The following is a 20,946-nucleotide window of genomic DNA, read 5'->3' as shown; positions in this document are numbered from 1 at the left end:
TAACGCTGCAGCCAGTCATAACTATTTTTAAGCGCTTCAAATAATAGAAGTGCTAAGTTTGTTGCCGTAGGTAGTGCGAACGAAACACGTAGGGCGAAACCCCCGCATCTCGCTTGCAAATTCAAATCCCGTTATATAACCATAATACCTGTTGGAGCTTATTTACAATTACCTCAATAGGATATTAAGGTTAATTGGTGGTGGGATGGGAGGCGCACCCCCGATCGCGATCGCCCCCACCCCGAACCCTGGCACCACCGCGAGGATTTGCTGTGGGCTACTGCTATTTTTCTGTGAGATTCCACACACCATCCCAGTTGAGTACGTCTGAAAACCGATGTTGAAATAACATACAGCGATCGACGTGCAATTTAGCTGCCTTGTTTTTCGGGTCAACTTCCAGAACGGCGTTAAATTCGCGTTCAGCGTCTTTAAAGGCTTGCTTGGCTTTTGGTTCTAAGGCTTTCTTAAACTCGCTCAGCAGTTTTTTCACCCGATCGAGTCCCAGGTTTTCAAATTCCTCATCTAACATTTCTGCAACTGTCTCGCAGGCGCGACTTTTAATTTTCGCCTGCAATAGCTGCCTGATCTCTGCCGGTTTCAGCCGCTTGATTTGGGGATTTGATGGTTCTAAGATGTCTGCTTCCAACAGCTTTTTGACTTCGCCTTCTTGCAAGTATTTAATATCGTCTGCTGATAGGGGCTTGATTTTTGCTTGCAGCAGCATTTTCGCTTCGTCTTCCGAGAGGTTTTTGATGCCTTCCAATTTCAGCAGTTGGATTTCTGGCTGCAACAGTACGATGAGTTTGTCTGCTTCGGACAGGTTTTTCGGGTCGTACTCTGACAGCTTTTTCAGTTGATATAACAGCTTCCTTAGTTCGTGTTCCAACTGTTGCTCTAGATTGTAGGACAGTTTCTTAATCTCTGCCTCTGGCATTTCGGCGACATCCTTTAAGATGTTTTTCACCTCACTTTCTGAGAGTCTTTGGCTGACTGGAGTTTTGTAATGTTCGCGCCCCTTCGTGTAATGTTCTATAATTTGTTGCTGTGTTTCGGTTAGTGACTTGCCCACTGGCGAGTATCCCTCGCGGATGCCGACGAGTTCGTAAACGATTACAGGTTCGCTTTTGCCTTTGACAGTAATAAAGTCGAGTTCTCGCACGTACAGCCGATCGGCATAATCTCGGTAAGTATTGTCGCTGATGATCAAGTCGGTGCCGTACTGCTTGCTAGCGCCTTCTAAGCGAGAGGCGAGGTTAACGCCGTCTCCGATCGAAGTCAATTCCATGCGTTTGCTACTACCGATGTTGCCGCTGACAACTTCATCGGAATGCACGCCCATACCAATGCCGATCGGCAATTCGCCATGTGCCACGCGATCTTGATTGAACTCAGCCAGTTTTTCCCGCATTTTCACTGCAGTTTGCATGGCGCACCAAGCATGATCCTCTAGGGGCGCTGGAGAGCCAAAAACTGCCATCAGAGCGTCGCCGATGTATTTGTCGAGAGTCCCTCCGTACTCGAATACGACATCTACCATCACTTCAAAATATTTATTCAGCATCACTACCACTTCTTCGGCTTGCAATTTTTCCGTAAGTGTGGTATAGCTGCGAATGTCTGAGAACAGCACCGAAACGTTTTTGCGCTTACCGCCCAATCCAGTATCCCCTGAAGCTAACAAAGCTTCGGCTACTTCTGGCGTCATGTAACGGTACATCAAGTTTTTGATTTGCTTGGCGCTGCTAATATCTTCCATGACGACTAACGCGCCGTTTACCTTGTTGGGGTCGGTAGCGTCAGTCATTGAATTAATCGAGAGATTGATACTCTGCCCCTCTCCTTCCAAGGTCAGCAAAACTTGATCGGGGTAATACTGCTGGCGGTCTTTATCGTCTTCGGGAGACAAAGACGCATCAAACCATTTGGCAAAATCGCCTTTTTCTAACTTAATTAACTCACGTAAAGATTGACCTTCGGCTAATTCTGCATCGCTAACACCCAGTAAGTTTTTGGCACTGGGATTTGTCGCTACTATATTGCCTTTTTTATCGGTAGAAATCACGCCGTTAGTCAAGGCGTGCAGCATATCTTTTTGTCTTTGTTCTTGCTGTTTGACTTCGGCAAACAGTTTGGCGTTTTGCAGCGCGACTCCTGCTTGGATGTTAAACGCCTTCATAAATTCCATGTCGTTGCGATTGAAACTCGCTTTCCACTGTTCGGGGGCGTGAGGCCAATCTTCCGGGTTGTAGGGGGGGAATTCTCCTTGTCGTTTTTTATTAACTAATTGGGTGACGCCAATCAATTTTTTGTCCGAGTTAAAGACTGGCATACAAAGCATACTGCAAGTGCGGTAGCCCGACTTTTGATCTACTTCTTTGGAAGTGGCGGCGCGGGGGTCGTCGTACACGTCAAAGGGAATCAGCAGCGGTTCGCTAGATTGGGCGACGATGCCTGCAAAACCTGCGGTTCTGGGTATGCGAATTTCTTTCAGGTTGCCGCCCATCGGGATTTTAGTCCACAGTTCGTCTTTCTCTTCGTCGATCAGCCACAGGGTGCTGCGATCGGCATTCATGAGTTCTTGGGCCTGATCCATCACCCTTTTTAGGGTATCTTCTAAGTCTAAACTGCTCTGAGAAAGAGCATTGACGGCATTCATCAGCGCCGTTGCTGCTCGTTGTCTCTGAGTTGCTGCGTAGAAAGATTTGGAAGATTCTAGAATTAGGCGAATCGAGGGAGCAAATTCTTTAAAAACTTGTTCGTCTTCTTTCGTAAATCCGTGCCTGTCTATTTGTTCGTCTAAAGTCGGGTATTTTTCGTGGTTTGGTCTTAGTTTATTAATCAGTTGAACAACTGCTACTAACTCTTTTGTGTCTTCATTAATCAGGGGCATTGCCAGCATTGTATAAGTGCGGTAGCCCGTTTTTTCATCAGTTTTTTTGGCGTTAGCCGATCGTTCGTCGTTGTAAAAATCGTAAGGGATATTAACCACTTTTTGGAACGTGGCTACTTCTCCTGCAATACCCACGTGGGCCGGAACTCGGATTTCTAGGTTTTTGCCATTTTCGTCTTTAGCGACGATCGCCCACAGTTCATTTTTTTCGTCGTCTAATAAAAATATCGTGCTGCGATCGGCATTCAGCAATTCCCCTGTTTTGAGGGTAATCGACTGCAACATCTCGTTGAGGATGGCATCAAATCCCTCGCTCTCCAGGATATTGTCGAGCATTCCCAGGGTTTGATTGACAACCTTAAGTTTGTCTTCTACTTCCTTAACTACTACTGTGAAACTTTGCTTATTTAGAAGGTCGAGAATGCCAGAGAGGTTTCCTTGGCGCGGGATAATTGCACTGCTCCTAATTTCCGGGGGAGAATAATTTTCCTGATGATGATTTTCACCGCCGACAACAGCGACATCAATCACGTTGTCCAGAGAAGAGTAATTGGTGGAAGATGCAGATTTCATAGACCTTTACAGAAGCTTAAGTGTAAGGGTTAGTCTCTAAGCCAAGAGAGCGGGGAAGTTGATTAGTGAGTCACTTGTCGCACAAGACTCAAGTATGTGTGAAAGTATTTCCCAGTTTACAGAACTCCGGCCACAAGGCAAGGGAAATTCAGTTGACCTTGCTGCCCAAGGGAGGGTGGGAGAGTAACGAGGCGGTGGGAGTGCTGCAATCTTTTTAGAGATCGCGAATCTTGTTTAAAGGGTTTATTAACTGATTTTGACATTGTGCGTACCTGGTTTAAGTAGGTTCTGCCACTCTTTGAGCCGATCGCCCCCAGTAACATGAATGCGTACTGGCGGGAGGACTGCTGAAAGAGGGGTGGCCTTGTGGGACTAGCCGCAATTGTGACACTACCAGTTGCTAGTGATGTGTGCCCTTCTCTACACAATTGTGGTTTTTAACTAGAATTTCTCTCTATTTTGCTGCTCTTAGCTTTCATCCCACTAAATTCACGGGGCTTTGAACTTTTTTTTGTAAAATTTGCGGTTGACATTTTTAGTGTAACCTCCGACTCTGAAAAAACTCCGCCTTTTAACCCCCCGATCGGCTTGATGGTCTGATCAGGGTTTGGCGGACTGAGTTTGGCGCAATCCGGCGGCTTCGACAAGCAGGGATTCAGCGAAGGCGATGGCTTCTGTTGCTGAGCGGCCACTAGCGAGTTGGGCCAGTTCTTCCCGCCGCTGCTCACTGTTGAGAGCGGCAACTCTGACTACTGTGCGTTCGACTGGTTCAGAGTTGGCTGCGGGTTCCTCGATACTTGGTTCTGCTTCGATCGTCTGTTTGTTGACGCGAAAATGAAAATCAGCCATCGCGGCGATCAGCGGCTGGTGGGTGACGCAGAGAACTTGGTGTTTGTCCGAGAGTTGGTAGAGTTTTTTGGCGATCGCCCCAGCGACTCTCCCGGAGACTCCGGCGTCGATTTCGTCAAAAATCAGCGTACCGGCACTTTCTATTTGGGAAAAACAGGCTTTGATGGCGAGCAAAAAGCGGCTCATTTCTCCCCCAGAGGCGATCGCGCCCAGGGGTTGCAAAGGTTCGCCCGGGTTGGGGCTGAAACAAAAGGCGATTTGGTCGGCACCCGTAGCGGTTGGGGTACAAGGCGAGATTTCGACTTGAAATTGCACTTTTTCCATTGCTAAGGGCTTAAGTTCTCCTACGAGGTGCGTTTCTAGTTTGAGGGCTGCTTCGCGCCGCAGGGTAGTGAGGTGGGTGCAAGCGTCTTTTAATTGCTCTAAAGCGTTCTGATATGCGAGTTCTAAGGCTTCCATTGACTCGCCTCCTTCTAAAAGTTCATTTAGTTCGTTTTGAATGCTTTGATAGTAGGCGATCGCTTCTTTGAGCGGCCCGTATTTGCGACAAATTTGTTTGAGTTCGCGAATCCGATCTTCTACTTCTTCGAGTCTTTCGGGATCTGCTTCTAATTGTTCGCCGTAGCTGCTAATTTGCCGACTGGCTTCTGTGGCTTGAGCTAAAGCATCGCTGACCATTTCTAGGATTGGTTGCAATTGCACATCGTAAACCGCCATGTCGCTTAAAATTACTTCGGCTTTGCTCAACAAGTCGGCGGCTGATGCGCTGTCGCCCTCGTTTTGGTACAGGGCTTGGTGGACTTGGTAACTCTGCTGCTGCAATTCGACGACGTGGCCCAGCCGGATTGATTCGTGTTCTAGCTGTTCAAGTTCGTCGGCGTCTTCGATGTGGGCTTCGCCGAGTTCTCGGACTTGGTATTCTAACAAATCAAGTCTTTGCAGTCGCTGCTGTTCCGACTGACGCCTGCGTTTGAGGGCTGTTTTGGCGTTGTTGGCTCCCAGCCACGCGGAGGCGATGATCGATCGCGCTTCAGTGAGCTTTTTGCCGCCGTATAAATCCAGCCATTCTCGCTGGAGGGTTTCTTGTCCGAGGTGGACGGTTTGGCCTTGGGCGGTAATTTCGACAAGCCGATCGCGCAGTTGATCCATTAACTGGCGGTTGACGAGAATTCCGTTCAAGCGCGATCTGGTGCGTAGAGCACCGCTTGATGCGTTAATTTCCCGGCTGCAAACGGCTAAATTTCCGTCGATGGGTTCGATTTCTTGCTCGCCCAGCCACAAAGCTGCGGCTTTGTCCAATTCAAAGGTAGCTTCCAATATTGCCCGCGCTGCTCCGGTGCGAATCGATCGGCGATCGACTTTCCCGCCCAAAACTGCATCGATCGCATCTAGAATAATCGATTTGCCGGCGCCGGTTTCCCCTGTAAATACGTTTAAACTCGGGCCAAATTCTAGATCCAGGCAGTCAATTAAGGCAAAGTTTTCTATTCTGAGGGATATTAACATGGAAGATGGGGAATTGGGAATTGGGAATTGGGAATTGGGAATTGGGAATTGGGCATCGGGCATCGGGCATCGGGCATCGGGCATCGGGCATTGGCTCCTCCACTATCGGGTGCGTCGAATTTCCAGAGTCCAATTTTCATTTTGATCGAGAATACTTTTGATTTTGCCACGTTCTATGGAGTCTCAACCTTAATGCAAAATAAATTTCTGTTTCCCATTGCTCTATTAAGTGTTGTCTTGATTGGAGCTTTTGGGTGGAATCTGCACCAAGACAAGCAGCGAGTCTATGAATTAACCATAGCGACGGGAAACAAGACAGGGATTTATTATCCTTTCGCACAAGCAATTGCTGAGGTAGTTATTCAACAAAATCCGCGCCTGCGGATTAAAGTTGTTGAGACTCAAGGCTCGAAGGAAAATATGCGCCTGCTTCAGGCAAATAAGGCTCAGTTAGCTATAGTTCAGAACGATACTGAGGCCGTCCCTGAAGGGCGGCTAATTGCTTCTTTGTTTAAGGAAGCTTTTCATTTAATTGTTTCGGAACAGTCGGGAATTCAAAGCGTTTCTGATTTAAAAGGAAAACATATTGCGCTGATGGATAAAGGCAGCGGTTCTTACAGTGCTTTTTGGTTAGTCAGCCAACATTACGGTTTGAAAGCAAGCGATTTTAAGTCTACTCCTGGCTCTTGGGCTGAGGGTAATAAGTTGTTTGCTAGCGGCGAGGCTGATGCTATTTTTCGGGTGCTACCTCCGGGGAGCGATTTGGTTAGCGATTTGCTGCAAAATACGCGGGCAAAGTTGGTGCCCATCGACCAAGCGGCGGCGATGAAAATTAAGTTGCCTTATCTCGAAGCTAACTTGATTCCTAAGGGTACTTACAAGGCCGCTCCAGCAGTACCAGATGTGGATTTGCCTACCGTTGGGGTGGAGGCTACTCTGTTGGTTCGTCAGGATGTCGATCCGGAAATAGTTAAGGAAATTACGCAGATTTTGTTCGATCGCCGCCGCAATTTGGTGGCTGCTAATCGTTTGGCGACCATGATTAGTGAGCCGTCCAGAAGCGGTAGTTTTGCTCTACCAATACATGACGGCGCTCAGGCTTATTACGATCGCGAAAAGCCCGATTTCGTAGCAGCAAATTCCGATGTTATCGGTTTGTCCTTTTCGTTTCTTACTCTTTTTGTTTCTTGGCTTTGGCAGTTGCGAGCGCGCTTTTTGCAGAAACAAAAAAATCGAGCTGACAAGTTTAATTTGATTATTCTAAATTTGATTCAAAGAATCCGCAAAGCCGGAAGTTTTGAGGAAATAGATCGGTTGCAAGAAGAGTTATTTGAGATTTTTAAGCAAGTTATGGAGGATTTGGATAAAGATAGAATTGATTCGGATTCTTTTCATTCTTTTACTTTTACTTGGGAAACAGCTCTAAAAATTGCGGCAGATCGGGAAAAAGTATTGCGTAATTTGTCACGGGTTTCCGATGATTTAAAAGCTGATTTAACTGCAGTAAAAAAAATGGAAAAATAATTTATCTTAGCAGTTATTAGTTATTGGTTAAGCTGTTATACATTTAAACTGTGTGTCAAAAATCAATAAAACTCTTGTGGGACGGGCTTCTAGCCTGTCCCGAATTTCCCATTTAAATGCGTAACAGCTTATTGGTTATTAGTTCATTCCTGGATGCCAAAAGTGGTTTCACACTACTTATAGCGGTAAGGTACGCAGTACGCACCCTACTTAATTTATAAGAGGGGTTCTATAGCCTTTCTCTGAAAGATGAGGTACTATAGGGCATAGGGCATAGGCCTCCGTGGGCATACCTCACCACGCTTGAGAACCGCTGTAAGTCATTAGTTATTAGTTATTAGTTATTTAGGAGTGGCTCCAATAATGAATGACCAATAACCAATGCCCAGGTTCCCTTTTTTATTCAATAAAACCCAAGTGTTTTCTAGCAGCAACCGTTACCATTCTCCCGCGATTTGTCCGCTGCAAAAATCCGATTTGCATTAAATAAGGTTCGTATACATCCTCAATGGTTTGAGTGTCTTCTCCTGTGGAAGCTGCGAGGGTTTCTAATCCCACTGGACCACCGTTAAAGTTCTCAATCATTGCTGTCAAGATCCGCCTATCTGTCCAATCTAAACCTAGCGGATCGACGTTGAATAATTCGAGGGCGAGTGAGGCAACTTCGGCATCAATTGGCTTTAAATTTTTGACTTCGCTGTAGTCTCTAACTCGCCGCAGCAAGCGGTTAGCTATCCGGGGGGTTCCGCGAGCTCGGCGGGCAATTTCTGTGGCTCCTTCTGGGGTGATTTGAGTGTCTAGAACTTGGGCGGTTCTTTGGACAATTAGGCTGAGTTCGTCTATTTCATAGTACCGCAATCTTTGGATCAAGCCGAAGCGATCGCGCAATGGAGATGTCAGCGATCCGACTTTTGTGGTTGCTCCTACTAAGGTAAATGGTTTCAGGGGAATGCTGCGAATTTTGGCGCTTTTGCCTTGCCCGATCGTAATATCTAACCGACAGTCTTCCATCGCCGGATAGAGGATTTCTTCTGTAACTTTAGATAAGCGGTGAATTTCGTCGATAAACAGCACGTCGCCTGCTTTGAGGTTGATCAGCAATCCGACAATATCTCGCGGCTTTTCTAAGGCTGGGGCGGTGGTGATTTTGCATTCAACTTCCATTTCTGCTGCTAAAATTAGCGACATTGTGGTTTTGCCCAACCCGGGCGGGCCGTACAGTAACAGGTGATCCATCGGTTCGCCGCGAGATTTGGCTGCTGCAATTGCGATCGCCAAAACTTCTCTCAAGTCTTTTTGCCCGATGTATTCAGCTAAACGCTGAGGTCGGATTTTGTCGTCTTGTTTGCTGTTGATTTCGTCGGGTAGTTCTTGCGATTCTAGCAATGATTCCGGCTGGGGTTTGACGGCTTTTTTGCGACGGGCTGGGGCTATGTCTTCGGGTAGATTTGGGTCGGGGGGCTGTTGTTTGGAGGATATAATAGCCATATTTATCTGCGTTCGAGCAGCGGGAATTGTTTACACTTGTTAGCAGAATCTTTAAAATTATTGAGTTCGTTATGAGTATTCCATCTTCTTTATTAGCATCGGAAAGCATAACTTTTGAGGGGGCGATCGAGCTGACTCAATCTTTACTGTCGTTCATGGAGGCCGATCGACTTTTACAAGCCGACATCCAGCAAGCTGTTACATCTCTGGTGAAAACACAGAACGGTGCTAGGGGGTTTTTTGTCACCTATCTAACGGACGATCGACCGGAGGCAGATCACCCGTCACCCGGAGTAGTCGAGGCGCTGCGATCGGCTCCTGAGATCGTAGCAGAACTGCTGGTGAAAAATTTGGCGATGTCGGCGGCAATGGTTGTACATCATTCTCGCCAGCAAAAGGAGGAAATGGCGGCCGATTCTGCTAGAGTGCAGGAGCGATCGCGCAATTTAATTCAAATGCTGCAAATGGCAGCGTGTCAAACTATAGCGTCGCAAATGCTAGAAAGTTTGCACAGTGCCAACGGCGAGTATGAAAAATTTTTCCGGCGGTGGGGCTACGACGACGAGCAAAAACGGGCGATCGGTTCGGCAGTTCGATCGGCGATCGGCTAAAATAACCTCCGAAGGAAGGGGAAAGAAGAAAGAAGGAAGGGCGTTGCTTAATCAGGGTATGAAAAAAATAACTTTAAAATCCAAAAGCTTTGTGGATACTGGTTTCTATGAGGGGCATATTTAACGTTTCATACCGTAAATAAGCAACGCCGAAAGAAGAAGCCCAAGCTAGGGCGGCAGATCCTTGATCAAAACGACGGGGCTGTGGAATAATTGCGGTTTAGCAAAAGCTGCACAATTGTAGCTTGAGTTGATTTAGGTGTGAAGCTAGTGAACGAGGGCGAAAAAATTGCAGAGAACTGTGAAAGGAGTTGCCCAAAAGGCCCGAAGGCTGGGCGGCAGGCGGCAGGCAAGTACGCCCCAGCGGTGGGCGAAGCTGAATCTGCTGGCAACATTGGTGCGCCGGGACTTGGAAGCTCAATACAAAGGCTCGATTCTGGGCAATTTGTGGCCGCTGCTGAATCAGCTATCGCAATTGGTGATTTACACATACGTATTTTCGATCGTCCTCAAGGTAAAGCTCAGCCTTGCAGGCTTCCCAGAAAACAGCGACATTACATTTGGAGTCTGGTTGTTTGCAGGTTTGCTGCCTTGGACTGCCTTCACCAGCGGTTTGATCAAGTCGGGAGTATCGGTGGTGGGACAGCCGAATTTAGTGAAAAAAGTGGTATTTCCTCTCGGTTTGTTGCCCCTAGTGCCGATTTTTACAGCTTTTATTGAAAGTTCTCTGGGTTTAGCAGCTTTGATTGTGATAGTAGCAGTGTCGTCGCAAAAGCTCAACGCTACTTTATGCTTGCTGCCGCTGGTGTGGATACCTCAGTTGCTGATAACTGCTGGTTTGGGATATTTGACAGCGGGCTTGACTGTATTTTTGCGAGACATTCCTCAGACATTAGGTGTTATTCTAAATTTTTGGTTTTATTTGACGCCGATCGTCTACCCAGCATCCATCATCCCCCAAGAGTGGCGAGCGTGGATATTTTGGCTGAATCCAATGGCCGCCATCTCGGAGGTTTACCGAGACCTCATACTGCTTGGAGAAGTTAAGCATTGGGGCGAATGGGGTGTCGCCACGCTAATTTCTGCTGCTATATTTTGTGGAGGTTTGGCGGTTTACCGGCGTTTGCGTCCCGCTTTTGCTGACGTGCTGTAAACTTATTGAGATATGCTGTAAATTTGTTTGAGATATACAGCATATTCTATGTATATGTAGTAAACACAATTTTCTAGCAAGTAAGGTGCGGATACACCCGTAAATCGGCAAGTTTTATTCAATATCTCGGAGCGACGCACCCTACAGATTAACACCACAAAATATAGCTGGTAATGTACTTTATGAACCTGGAATATGCTGTAAAGTCAATCTAAAATCTAAAATCTAAAATCTAAAATCTAAAATCTAAAATCGATTGACTGCCGCCAATGACAGAAAATGTAATTTCACTAAAAAATGTTTCCAAATGCTTTAAGCGGTACGATCGTCCAGGAGACCGCTTAAAGGAAATTATTTACCCCAGCAAAAAACTGGCTGACGAATTTTGGGCCCTACACGACATCAATCTGGAAATTCCTCAAGGACAAACTCTGGGAATTGTCGGTCGCAACGGTTCGGGAAAAAGCACTCTCCTGCAAATAATTGTGGGGACGCTGACTCCTACTGCAGGAAGCGTGGATGTTAAAGGGCGAGTCTCCGCTTTGTTGGAACTCGGAAGCGGGTTTAACCCGGAATTTACCGGGCGGCAAAATGTGTTTTTTAACGCTCAGTTACTGGGATTCAATCAAAAAGAAACTGAAGAAAAATTTGACGATATAGCTGCTTTTGCTGATATTGGGGATTTCATCGAACAGCCAGTCAAGACTTATTCTAGCGGTATGTTTGTCAGGCTAGCTTTTGCCGTTGCGACTAGCGTGGAGCCAGATATTTTGGTGGTTGACGAGGCGCTTTCTGTGGGGGACGAAGCTTTTCAACGCAAGTGTTTTGCCCGCTTGCAAAGCATTCAGGAAGGTGGCGGAACCATTTTATTTGTTTCTCACGCTGCTACTTCTGTGGTGCAACTTTGTACGTCGGCGATTTTAATGGATAGCGGTGAATTGCTGCTCGCTCACACGCCGAAGGTGGTAATTTCTAAGTATCAAAAGCTGATTTATGCCGATCCGGATCAGGTTCTGGGGTTGAAGTCAGATATTCGAGCTCTGAACCAACTGACAAAACAGGAAAATCTAGACCACCTTCAGGATGCTAATTTAGAAAGCACAAAGAGGGAAGTTAAACCGGAGCAACACCTCTCTAAACCCAAGGAATATTATGATGAATTTTACGATCCGGGGATGATACCGTCGAATACGGTAAGGTATCCGTCTCGCGGAGCGGAAATTATCAACCCCCACATCGAGACGCTGAAGGGAAATGTGGTAAATCACTTGATCGGTCGTCAAGATTATATTTATACTTACTCTGTCACTTTCTCGCGGTCAACTTCCAAAGTTAGGTTTGGAATGTTGATTAAAACAATTAGCGGTTTTGAGTTGGCGGGTGCTTCTTTGAAGGCTTCTACTCAGTCAGTTAGGTATGTGGAAGCGGGAACGACAATTGTAGTGAAGTTTCATTTTAAATGTTTGCTGAATCCCGGTGTTTATTTTCTGAATGCTGGGGTTGTGGGAACGGTAGATGGAGATTTAACTTATCTGGATCGCTGCGTTGATGTGGCGATGTTTAGAGTTCAGTCTTGTACTGAGTCCTGCGGTAACGGCATCGTTGACTTGCTGATCGAACCGTGTTTAACTGTTGTTAATGCTGATACTCTAGTGAAAGAGCAGTCAACAGAGGTTATCTAAAATTCTGTAAAAACAATGAGCGATATCAATTTAGATTTAGTCGAAAATCCCGTAATCCAAGCATTTATTCAAGATCAAACTAAGTGGCCAGAAAATTTTAAACAGAATATCTGCGAAGACGATGAAATGTATTTGTTCAGCTTGAACAACGTCAAAGACGATCGCGTTCGGGCTTTGGTGCGATATTATTCGCTCGGTAGTCGCATCTTGGATACGGTTAAACAAGTTGTGGAATGGCATTTTGGCAGTTTTGAAAAAGTACCCTCGTTTTTAGATTTTGCCTGCGGTTACGGTCGATTTACCAGGTTTTTGATTCAGGAAATACCGCCGGAACGAATTTGGGTTTCTGACATTTATGCTAACGCGGTTAAGTTTCAAACTGAATACTTGGGCGTCAACGGTATTGTCTCAACTGGAAAACCAGAAAATTATTTAATTGACCGCAAGTTTGACTGCATTCTGGCTAATTCTTTTTTCAGTCATATGCCGGAAAGAACTTTTACAAGTTGGTTGCAAAATTTGTACGATTTGTTGACTCCTAATGGCGTTTTGATGTTTAGCGTTCACGATGAGTGTTTACGGGCTCCTGATGTAGAAATGCCTGCCAGCGGTATTTTGTTCAGCGCCAACAGCGAAAGTCAGTCTTTAGATAAGGAGGAATACGGCACAACTTATGTAACTGAAAAGTTTGTAAGAGAAACTGTCGAGCGAGTTAGCGCAGGCAAAGCTTTTGTTCACCGCATCAAAAAAGGGATATGCAGGTTTCAGGATTTGTATGTTGTCACAAATGAGCTAGTTAAAGATTTTTCGGAGTTGAAATTCAATCATCACCCGGAAGGATATATTGATGTTGCTGCTTTTACGAATCAGGAGAATTTGTATCTAGAAGGATGGGTAGCTGATGTGAATCTCGACGGTCGAATTGAGGAGCTGCAAGTGCTGGTAAACGGCGAGGTTGTACAGAGATGCGAGCCTTTTTACGATCGCCCGGATGTGGCTGGATATTTTGAAACTAATGGGGCTTTGCAGTCGGGGTGGAGCTGTTATTTACCCAAAAACACTGTAGGGTTGCAGGATGTGTTAATAGTCAAAGCAATCAATAACTATGGTTTGGAATGGATTCTGGAAACTTGCACTGTTAAATCGCTGGTTAACCAAAGACAATCGCAGTCTTTATTGGGTTCTACTCAGACAAAACTCAAATTACTTGAGACTCAGTTGGAGTCGGCTAAGATACAATGGGAGCAAAATCAAAGTAAGTTAATGATTACTGAAACAAAGTTGGAAGAATCTCAAACAAGTTTGCAAGAAGCTCAAACGCAATTAGTTTCAGCTCAAACGCAGTTGGAGCAAACTAAAAATCACTTAGTATCGGTGCAAAGGCAGTTGGAGAAAACAGAAAATCAGCTAATTAATCTCAAGCAAGAACTAGAGCAAGCGAAGTGTCGGGTTTTGGCAATGGAAAGCAGCAAGTTCTGGAAGATCAGAAGCGCCTGGTTTCAAGTCAGGCGCTCCCTGGGCTTAGCGGGAGAGTAGCGAGTAAATTTGGTGTGGGAATTAGGGCGAGGGAGATAAATTGTGAGTACAAATGAGAGTAAACCATCGGTTTTTATTGTTACCGGAATGCACCGTTCCGGTACGTCTTTAACAGCTTCTTTGTTTCAGAAAGTCGGGGTTGATATTGGTAAAAAGTTAGTGGGGCCGGCCGACGGAAATGTGAAAGGTCATTTCGAGAATGTTGATTTTGTGGAGTTTCACAAAAGTGTTTTGCGATCGCACGGTATTGATGAACTCGGATGTACGTTGGAAAAAACGATTCCGGTAGCAGCAGAATACGTGGAAATCGCCAAAAGGGCGATCGACCAAAATCAACAAACTCATAAACATTGGGGTTGGAAAGACCCGCGAACAGCCCTTTTTTGGGATTTTTGGCTGACTTTGCTCCCCGAAGCTAATTTTATCTGTGTTTATCGATCGCCCTGGGAAGTAGTCGATTCCCTTTACCGCCGGGGAACCGATGTCAGCTTGCTGCAAAATCCCGAAATGGCAGTAAAAATGTGGATTCACTACAATCAAAAAGTTTTAGAACTTTATGAACGTTTCCCCCATCGCTGTCTCCTAGCCAACGTTTACCCCATCGGCAACACTCCTGAACTTTTCCTCGATCGAGTCAACGAAAAATTTAATGTTAACTTAGGTGCGATACCGGGCGACAATTTTGAAGAATCTTTATTAGTCAACGATATTGTCAAAAGTCACAGACCGAGTTTAATAGAAAAATATTTTCCCGAAGCATTAGAACTATATGAACTTTTGGAAACCCAAGCTGGCAATCTCAGCAGCGAGTCGAAAGATGCGATCGATCAAGTTATTCATTTCCCAGCCTCTCCAGTCTGGCCATTTGAAGATTGGCTAAAAATCCGCTTACTGGAAAAACAGCAAAAAACCAGCTCTTCCGAACTCAAACAGTGGCAAGAACAATTTCACCAGGCCCAGGCGAAAGTGTTGGGATTAGAGACAGAATTAGGAGCAACTCAAGTACAGCTTGCAGGCAAAGAATCAAATTTTCAAGAAGCTTTAGCAAAACTCCTCGGATTAGAAACAGAATTAGGACAAACTCAGGTACAGCTTGCCGGCAAAGAATCGCAATTTCAAGAAGCTTTAACAAAAGTCTTAAAATTAGAAGCAGAATTAGGGGAAACTCAGGTACAGCTTGCCGGCAAAGAATCGCAATTTCAAGAAGCTTTAGCGAAACTCCTCGGATTAGAAACAGAATTAGGACAAACTCAGGTACAGCTTGCCGGCAAAGAATCGCAATTTCAAACAGCTTTAGCGAAAGTATTAGAATTAGAAGCAGAATTAGGGCAAACTCAGGTACAATTTGAAGAGACTGAATTTATATTGCAGCAAAAGTTAGCTGAGTTACTTCAGTTAGAAACAGCACAAAGTCAAAATCAGGAAAGATTAAAGGATACTCAGGAAAATTTAGAAAAAGCGCGCCAGGAAAATGAACTTTTTCGGGCAGAACTTGCTATAATCAAGTCTTCAATATGGTGGCAATTGAGGGAAAATTTGTGGGAAATTCAGCGCAAAATTCGCGACTTGTTCCCTAAATTTATTTTTTCGTTAGATCAACCCACTACTTGGCAAGTTTGTGATTCCAACCTGCTAATTATCGGCTGGGTTTTTAACCAAAAAAGAGAGACTACAGCAGTCCGGGCCAGAATTAAAGACCAGAGTTTCGCAGGCGTTTACGGCATAGATAGAAGTGATATAGCGCTAGCACACTCTAATATTCCGGCAGCGAAGAAATCAGGTTTTACAATTGAATTGGAAGCGCCTGCAGGACGGCACGAAGTGCTACTGGAAGCGCAAGATGATCGAGGTAAATGGCATCTTTTGGCAGCTTATCCGTTGTTAGTATCAACGATTCAAGCATCGTTAGATGTACCAGTGGTGTGGGAACAGCGTCAGGGTCAAATTTTGTTTGCAGGTTGGTGCTGCCACCACGATCGCAAAATTGCTAAATTAAGCTTGTTGTGCGGCGATACTTCTGTAGAATGCGCCTACGGTTTGCGGCGAAAAGATGTCGGCGAAGTGTTTCCAGACTGGGTTAACAGTTCGGAAAGCGGTTTTGAGGCCCTTGTCGATTTGCCTCCTGGGGAATGGCACGTTTCTCTGCAAGCTGAGTTAGAAACCGGGGAAATTTTGTATTTTCAAGCGCCGAAAAAATTGACTGTGCGGCGCTACCATATCTGGCAGCGAAGTGCAGATAAGTTTGAGGAGTTATCAAGGTTTACAGCCGCAATTCAGCAGCGGGCGAAGGAAAGAAAACAGCGTCTTGGTAGAATTGTGCCGATGCCTTGGGAAATTGTGAAAGTGATCCGCCAGTTGGGGAAGATTTATCGGCAGCAAAAACAGTTTACTGCGCCGGGAGATTTACTGCCGCCTGCGGGTTTTATCGTGCCTAAACCTATTGATAGGTATGACGCATGGCTGGAGGTGAATCAGTGGAACGATCGCGCGCGCGATTATTTGATTTCTCGGTTAAAATCCTGCCGGGAACCCCTGCCAAAAATTTCGGTAGTAATGCCAGTTTACAATCCGCAGATAGATTTTCTCGAAAGTGCGATCGACAGCGTAATCAATCAAGTTTATTCAAACTGGGAACTCTGCATTGCCGACGATTGCAGCACCGATTTCACTGTTGCTGACACTTTGAAAAACTGGGTTCAAAAGGACGATCGTATCCGCATCACATTTCGTACAGAAAACGGCAACATCAGCGCAGCAACCAACAGCGCCGCCGCCCTCGCAACAGGCGACATCATCCTGTTTTTAGACAACGACGACGAACTAACTCCAGACGCATTAGGCGAAGTCGCCTTATATTTTGCCACCCATCCAGCCACCGATTTTCTCTATTCCGACGACGACAAAATCGACACTAAAGGTCGCCGATTCGCCCCGCAATTCAAACCGGAATGGTCGCCGGAACTGCTGCTTTCCTATATGTATCTCGGTCATTTGTGCGCCGTAAAAAGACACATTTTTGAACAAATAGGCGGTTTGCGGATAGGTTTTGAAGGCTCGCAAGATTACGATTTTGCCTTGAGAGCCACCGAAATTTCTCGCCACGTCGCGCACCTGCCGTTAGTGCTGTATCACTGGCGAACCGCACCCGGTTCTACAGCCATATCTGGGGCGGCGAAACCCGCCAGTTTTGCAGCAGGTCAACAAGCCATTCAAGACGCACTCAACCGCCGCAAAATTAACGGCAATGTCGCTCAGCACGCATGGGCGATTAAAGAAAATTTGGGCATATTTGCCCAGGATTTCCCGGATAACGGCCCATCAGTAACGGTAATTATTCCTACTAAAAATCAGCTAAAATTGCTGAAAGCCTGTCTGGATTCTCTAGAAACTACAACATACAAAAATTATCAAGTTGCCGTTATCGACAACGAAAGCGACGACCCGAAAACTCTGGAATATTTAAAGCAATTAAATTGCCAAGTTTTGCATATAAAAAATCCTGGGGGCAAGTTTAGTTTTGCAGCAATTAACAACCGCGCGGCCGAACAAGTTGACAGCGAATATGTGTTGTTTTTGAACAACGATACTGAAGTAATTAACCCCCGCTGGCTGAGTCAAATGGTGGGATACGCTCAAATTCCCGCTGTGGGTGCAGTCGGCGCGCGGCTGTTATATCCCGACGGCAGAATTCAGCACGCGGGCGTAATTCACGGGCTGCATCACGGCTTGGCTGGTCATGCTTTTAAGCTGATGAACAGCGAAAATCGAGGCTATCTGTCTCAAGCGATGGTGACGCGAAATTACTCTGCAGTAACAGCGGCTTGCACGATTACTCCACGTCAATTGTTCTTAGAATTGGGCGGTTTTGATGAGGAGAATTTTGCTGTTGCTTACAATGATGCAGATTACGGATACCGACTGTTAGAACGGGGTTATCGGTGCGTATATTGTCCCGATGCGGAGTTGTTGCACAAAGAAGGAACTTCTAGGGGTTTTACCGACAATCCTCAAGAAGTGGCAGCTTTTAGGCGTAAGTATGCGGGCAAAAATGACAGTTTTTACAGTCCTCACTTGTCTTTAGAAGATGAGTATTTTCATATTCAACCTCGACGGGTTTTTATGAACGAAGAAGGTTCGGCAACGGATTTTGTAACCGATGTAACGGATGTAACGGATGTAACCGAGAAGGCAGAACGCAAATTTAGTGATTCTGGTTTGTTGGAAGCAGCCAATGGTTTTGTTAATCCTATCAAAGTTTTGATGTGTAGCAATTCGCTGGATTTCACTGGTGCGCCGCTGCATCAGTACGAAATCGCTGTGAAATTGGCGGCTGAGGGTGTGATTAAGCCGATCGTACTTTGCGTAACAGACGGGCCCCTGCGTCAAGCTTACCAACAGCAGGGAATTGAAGTAATTGTGCGCGACAATCCTCTCGAACACATCTATCAGCGCGATGCTTACGATGAAGCCATCCGCAGTTTTAGCACAGAAATTGCAAGTTTAAAAGTAGAGACAATTTATGCCAATACTTTAGAAAACTTTTTTGTAGTTGATGCGGCGCACCAAATCGGAATTCCTGTGGTGTGGAACGTGCACGAAAGCGAACCTTGGCAAACTTATTTTAACAGGTTTGGTTCCGAGATTGCGGCGAGAGCTTTAGAGTGTTTTCGCTTTCCTTACAAGGTGATTTTTGTGGCGGATGCAACGCGGGACAGGTATTTGCCTCTCAACAGCCACCACAATTTTACCGTGATTCACAACGGCTTAGATTTGAGCAAACTGGAAAATTCGGATAATTCTGAATGGGCTAGAAAAACTTTAGGTGTTGCAGCGGAAGATGTGGTTATTTTGCTGCTGGGAACGGTATGCGAACGCAAAGGACAGCAGGATTTAGTTAAGGCACTTTCTCTTTTGCCTGACAAATGGCACAAAAAAATTAGGTGTTTTATTGTGGGCGATCGCCCGAGTATTTACAGCAATAAATTAGCCGATTTGGTGGGGGAATTGCCACAAGAGTTGCGGCAAAGGGTAACAGTAGTCCCGGAAACTGGGGAGACGGGAAAATATTACAAAGCGGCTGATATTTTTGTTTGCACTTCTCGCGTCGAAAGTTTTCCGAGAGTGATTTTGGAAGCGATGGCTTGCGATTTGCCAATTATTACAACGCCGGTTTTTGGAATTAAAGAACAAGTGAGACCGGGAATTAACGGTTTGTTTTACACGCCCGATCGCCCAGAAGAACTAGCGGCCTCACTGCATAGTTTATTGGAAGATAAATCTTTGCGGCAACGGTTAGCAGAAAATGCTAAATATGTGTTAGAGTCGTTGAATACTTTTGCAGAAATGACTCAAGCTTATGGTCAAATTTTTAGAGAAGGTTATTTTACTCCTAAAAAGTAATCCTTCAATATTCAATGGTAAAAAAGTAGGGCGTCAAATTTCGATCAGCAGGGAAGAGAACACCTCCAAGGAATTAACAGCTAAAAATTACTGGGAGAGTAACCCAACAGCCGCAATTGGGAAGCAGGGTTACTGGTTGTCTAATCCGATTATCGAACAAGCTATAAACCATCGGCTGTCAGGTGGTAAGACTCAAGGTTACTGGCTAACCTGGTTAGTCAAAAAATATTTCAAAAATCGACGGTTCGATCGTCTTTTGTCTATTGGTTGCGGAGTGGGAAATCACGAGATTCTCATGGCTAAATTAGGATTAGCAACTCAAATTGATGCCTTTGACTTTTCCGAAAGTTCTTTAGAAATTGCTAGAAAAGATGCCGCAGCAGCGGGAGTAGAGATTAATTTTTATCAAGATGACTTTAATTTTTTTGCGATTGATGATAATAAAAAATACGATCTCGTTTTTTGCTCGGGTTCGCTGCATCACGTCAAAGAACTAGAACGATGTTTATCAATTGTTCGGAAATGTTTAAAACCCGATGGATATTTTATTGTCAATGAATACATAGGAGATTGCTACAATATATATAATCAAGCTCAAGTGGATTTGATTAATCGCATTTACAAATGTTTTCCCTACACGCTAAGGTCGGGAACAACTGAAAAATTTTCGAGTCCAAGTATTGAGAAAGTATTTACGAGAGACCCTTCAGAAGCAGTCCGGTCAAAGCTGATACTTCCGTTTTTAGAATTCTACTTTGATGTGGAAGTCTTGAATCCAGCCGGTGGAGGGTTGCTTCACGAACTTTACCCTTTCTTAGCTCACGATCAACTTTCAGACGGAGAACCGAAGAGTGAAACAATAATAAAGTTATTGCTTGAGATTGAAACAATCTTAATGGAGCAGCCGGGAGGACTATCAAGCGACTTTTGTTTGTGTATTCTGAGACCTAAAAAAAAACAATGGAAATAATACCGCCTAAAATAGACTACGAAGAAGCTTGGGACAGCTACGCCCAAGAATGGAAAGATAATAATCCTGAACTTGCTTATTTGGGCGATGAATGGATAGGGAAAGGTGCCGGTGCGGCTAACTCGCTATCAGAATATGAATCCTTGATAGAACAGCAATTTATTGCACCGTACATCAAAAAAGAACATACGGTTTTAGAAATTGGTATCGGCGGCGGAAAAACAGGTTCGCTGTTGCTGAAATATTGCGATCGACTAATTTGTGCCGACATTTCCAGTCAAATGCTGCAAGCCGCCCGATCGCGCTTGGGAGACGATCGCGTTTCTTACGTCAAACTCGACGGTTTAACATTAGACGGCATCGCTCCAGGTTCAGCCGATGTCTGCTTTTGTTACGATACAATGGTACACGTAGAGCCCGTAGATATATTCAACTACCTAACTCGAATTCCCAAACTGCTGCGGGGCGATCGAATTTGCGTCTTTCACCACGGGAATATTCTCAGCGAATTAGGGTGGCAAAAATTCGCCAGCGAGTGGGACAAAAACCTGCTGGGACGCAGAGACGGCACGGCATTTTCAGTTATGACTGATACAATTATGGAAAAATTTCTCCATCATTTAAACTATGAAATCATCCTGAAAAATACATCTTCAGTACCGCGAGATTGTGTCTGGATATGCAAAGCACCAACACCCAATGAATAAAACCAAAGTTTTTTAGCCGCCTCAAAATATTTGATTCCCACAGTCAACAGTCAA

11 protein-coding genes are annotated in these 20,946 nt (G+C 45.2%); 8 read left to right on the top strand and 3 right to left on the bottom strand.

Annotated features, from left to right (window positions below):
- Positions 1–283: 283 nt before the first annotated feature.
- Positions 284–3,466: a GAF domain-containing protein gene (locus tag QUB11_RS12535; protein WP_333203494.1), complete on the bottom strand. Its 3,183-nt coding sequence runs from the start codon at positions 3,464–3,466 to the stop codon at positions 284–286.
- 600 nt (positions 3,467–4,066) lie between these two features.
- Positions 4,067–5,821 carry a DNA repair protein RecN gene (recN, locus tag QUB11_RS12530; RefSeq protein WP_333203521.1) on the bottom strand — a complete coding sequence of 585 codons (1,755 nt, stop codon included), beginning with the start codon at positions 5,819–5,821 and terminating at the stop codon, positions 4,067–4,069.
- Between the two features lie 192 nt (positions 5,822–6,013).
- Between recN and QUB11_RS12525 the strand changes: the two genes are divergently transcribed.
- Positions 6,014–7,345: a TAXI family TRAP transporter solute-binding subunit gene (locus QUB11_RS12525; RefSeq protein ID WP_333203492.1), complete on the top strand. Its 1,332-nt coding sequence runs from the start codon at positions 6,014–6,016 to the stop codon at positions 7,343–7,345.
- 399 nt (positions 7,346–7,744) lie between these two features.
- On the opposite strand, the gene ruvB is transcribed toward QUB11_RS12525, so the two are convergent.
- Entirely contained in the window at positions 7,745–8,833 is a 1,089-nt protein-coding gene (gene ruvB / locus QUB11_RS12520; RefSeq protein WP_333203490.1) for a Holliday junction branch migration DNA helicase RuvB, read from the bottom strand.
- 71 nt (positions 8,834–8,904) lie between these two features.
- Between ruvB and QUB11_RS12515 the strand changes: the two genes are divergently transcribed.
- The 7 genes from QUB11_RS12515 to QUB11_RS12485 all read left to right on the top strand — a co-directional run bounded on the left by QUB11_RS12515 (position 8,905) and on the right by QUB11_RS12485 (position 20,892).
- Positions 8,905–9,444 (top strand): hypothetical protein, encoded by a 540-nt coding sequence (locus QUB11_RS12515; protein ID WP_333203488.1) that lies wholly within the window; start codon positions 8,905–8,907, stop codon positions 9,442–9,444.
- 301 nt (positions 9,445–9,745) lie between these two features.
- Complete coding sequence (locus tag QUB11_RS12510; protein ID WP_445300770.1) at positions 9,746–10,597, top strand: ABC transporter permease; 852 nt, start codon at positions 9,746–9,748, stop codon at positions 10,595–10,597.
- 269 nt (positions 10,598–10,866) lie between these two features.
- Positions 10,867–12,279: an ABC transporter ATP-binding protein gene (locus tag QUB11_RS12505; protein ID WP_333203486.1), complete on the top strand. Its 1,413-nt coding sequence runs from the start codon at positions 10,867–10,869 to the stop codon at positions 12,277–12,279.
- A gap of 15 nt (positions 12,280–12,294) precedes the next feature.
- A complete protein-coding gene (locus QUB11_RS12500; protein WP_333203484.1) occupies positions 12,295–13,815 on the top strand; it encodes a methyltransferase in 1,521 nt (506 codons plus the stop codon).
- Between the two features lie 42 nt (positions 13,816–13,857).
- The gene (locus tag QUB11_RS12495) at positions 13,858–19,215 is read left to right on the top strand and encodes a glycosyltransferase (RefSeq protein WP_333203482.1); all 5,358 of its coding nucleotides are present in this window, start codon (positions 13,858–13,860) and stop codon (positions 19,213–19,215) included.
- The gene (locus tag QUB11_RS12490) at positions 19,172–20,185 is read left to right on the top strand and encodes a class I SAM-dependent methyltransferase (protein WP_333203480.1); all 1,014 of its coding nucleotides are present in this window, start codon (positions 19,172–19,174) and stop codon (positions 20,183–20,185) included. The genes QUB11_RS12495 and QUB11_RS12490 overlap by 44 nt, the downstream gene beginning before the upstream one ends.
- Positions 20,176–20,892, top strand: a complete 717-nt coding sequence (locus tag QUB11_RS12485; protein ID WP_333203478.1) for a class I SAM-dependent methyltransferase — start codon at positions 20,176–20,178, stop codon at positions 20,890–20,892. Before QUB11_RS12490 ends, QUB11_RS12485 begins: the two co-directional genes overlap by 10 nt.
- Positions 20,893–20,946 lie beyond the last annotated feature (54 nt).

Origin of the sequence: Microcoleus sp. B6-A1, assembly GCF_036705085.1 — a bacterium.
In the GTDB taxonomy this organism is placed as follows: Bacteria; Cyanobacteriota; Cyanobacteriia; order Cyanobacteriales; family Microcoleaceae; genus Microcoleus.
This window is presented reverse-complemented; position numbering and strand designations above follow the sequence as displayed.

Excerpts from the sequence above, each read along its gene's own strand:
- QUB11_RS12535 (WP_333203494.1), bottom strand. The coding sequence starts at position 3,466 with ATGAAATCTGCATCTTCCACCAATTACTCTTCTCTGGACAACGTGATT.
- recN (WP_333203521.1), bottom strand. The coding sequence starts at position 5,821 with ATGTTAATATCCCTCAGAATAGAAAACTTTGCCTTAATTGACTGCCTG.
- QUB11_RS12525 (WP_333203492.1), top strand. The coding sequence starts at position 6,014 with ATGCAAAATAAATTTCTGTTTCCCATTGCTCTATTAAGTGTTGTCTTG.
- ruvB (WP_333203490.1), bottom strand. The coding sequence starts at position 8,833 with ATGGCTATTATATCCTCCAAACAACAGCCCCCCGACCCAAATCTACCC.
- QUB11_RS12515 (WP_333203488.1), top strand. The coding sequence starts at position 8,905 with ATGAGTATTCCATCTTCTTTATTAGCATCGGAAAGCATAACTTTTGAG.
- QUB11_RS12505 (WP_333203486.1), top strand. The coding sequence starts at position 10,867 with ATGACAGAAAATGTAATTTCACTAAAAAATGTTTCCAAATGCTTTAAG.
- QUB11_RS12500 (WP_333203484.1), top strand. The coding sequence starts at position 12,295 with ATGAGCGATATCAATTTAGATTTAGTCGAAAATCCCGTAATCCAAGCA.
- QUB11_RS12490 (WP_333203480.1), top strand. The coding sequence starts at position 19,172 with ATGGTCAAATTTTTAGAGAAGGTTATTTTACTCCTAAAAAGTAATCCT.
- QUB11_RS12485 (WP_333203478.1), top strand. The coding sequence starts at position 20,176 with ATGGAAATAATACCGCCTAAAATAGACTACGAAGAAGCTTGGGACAGC.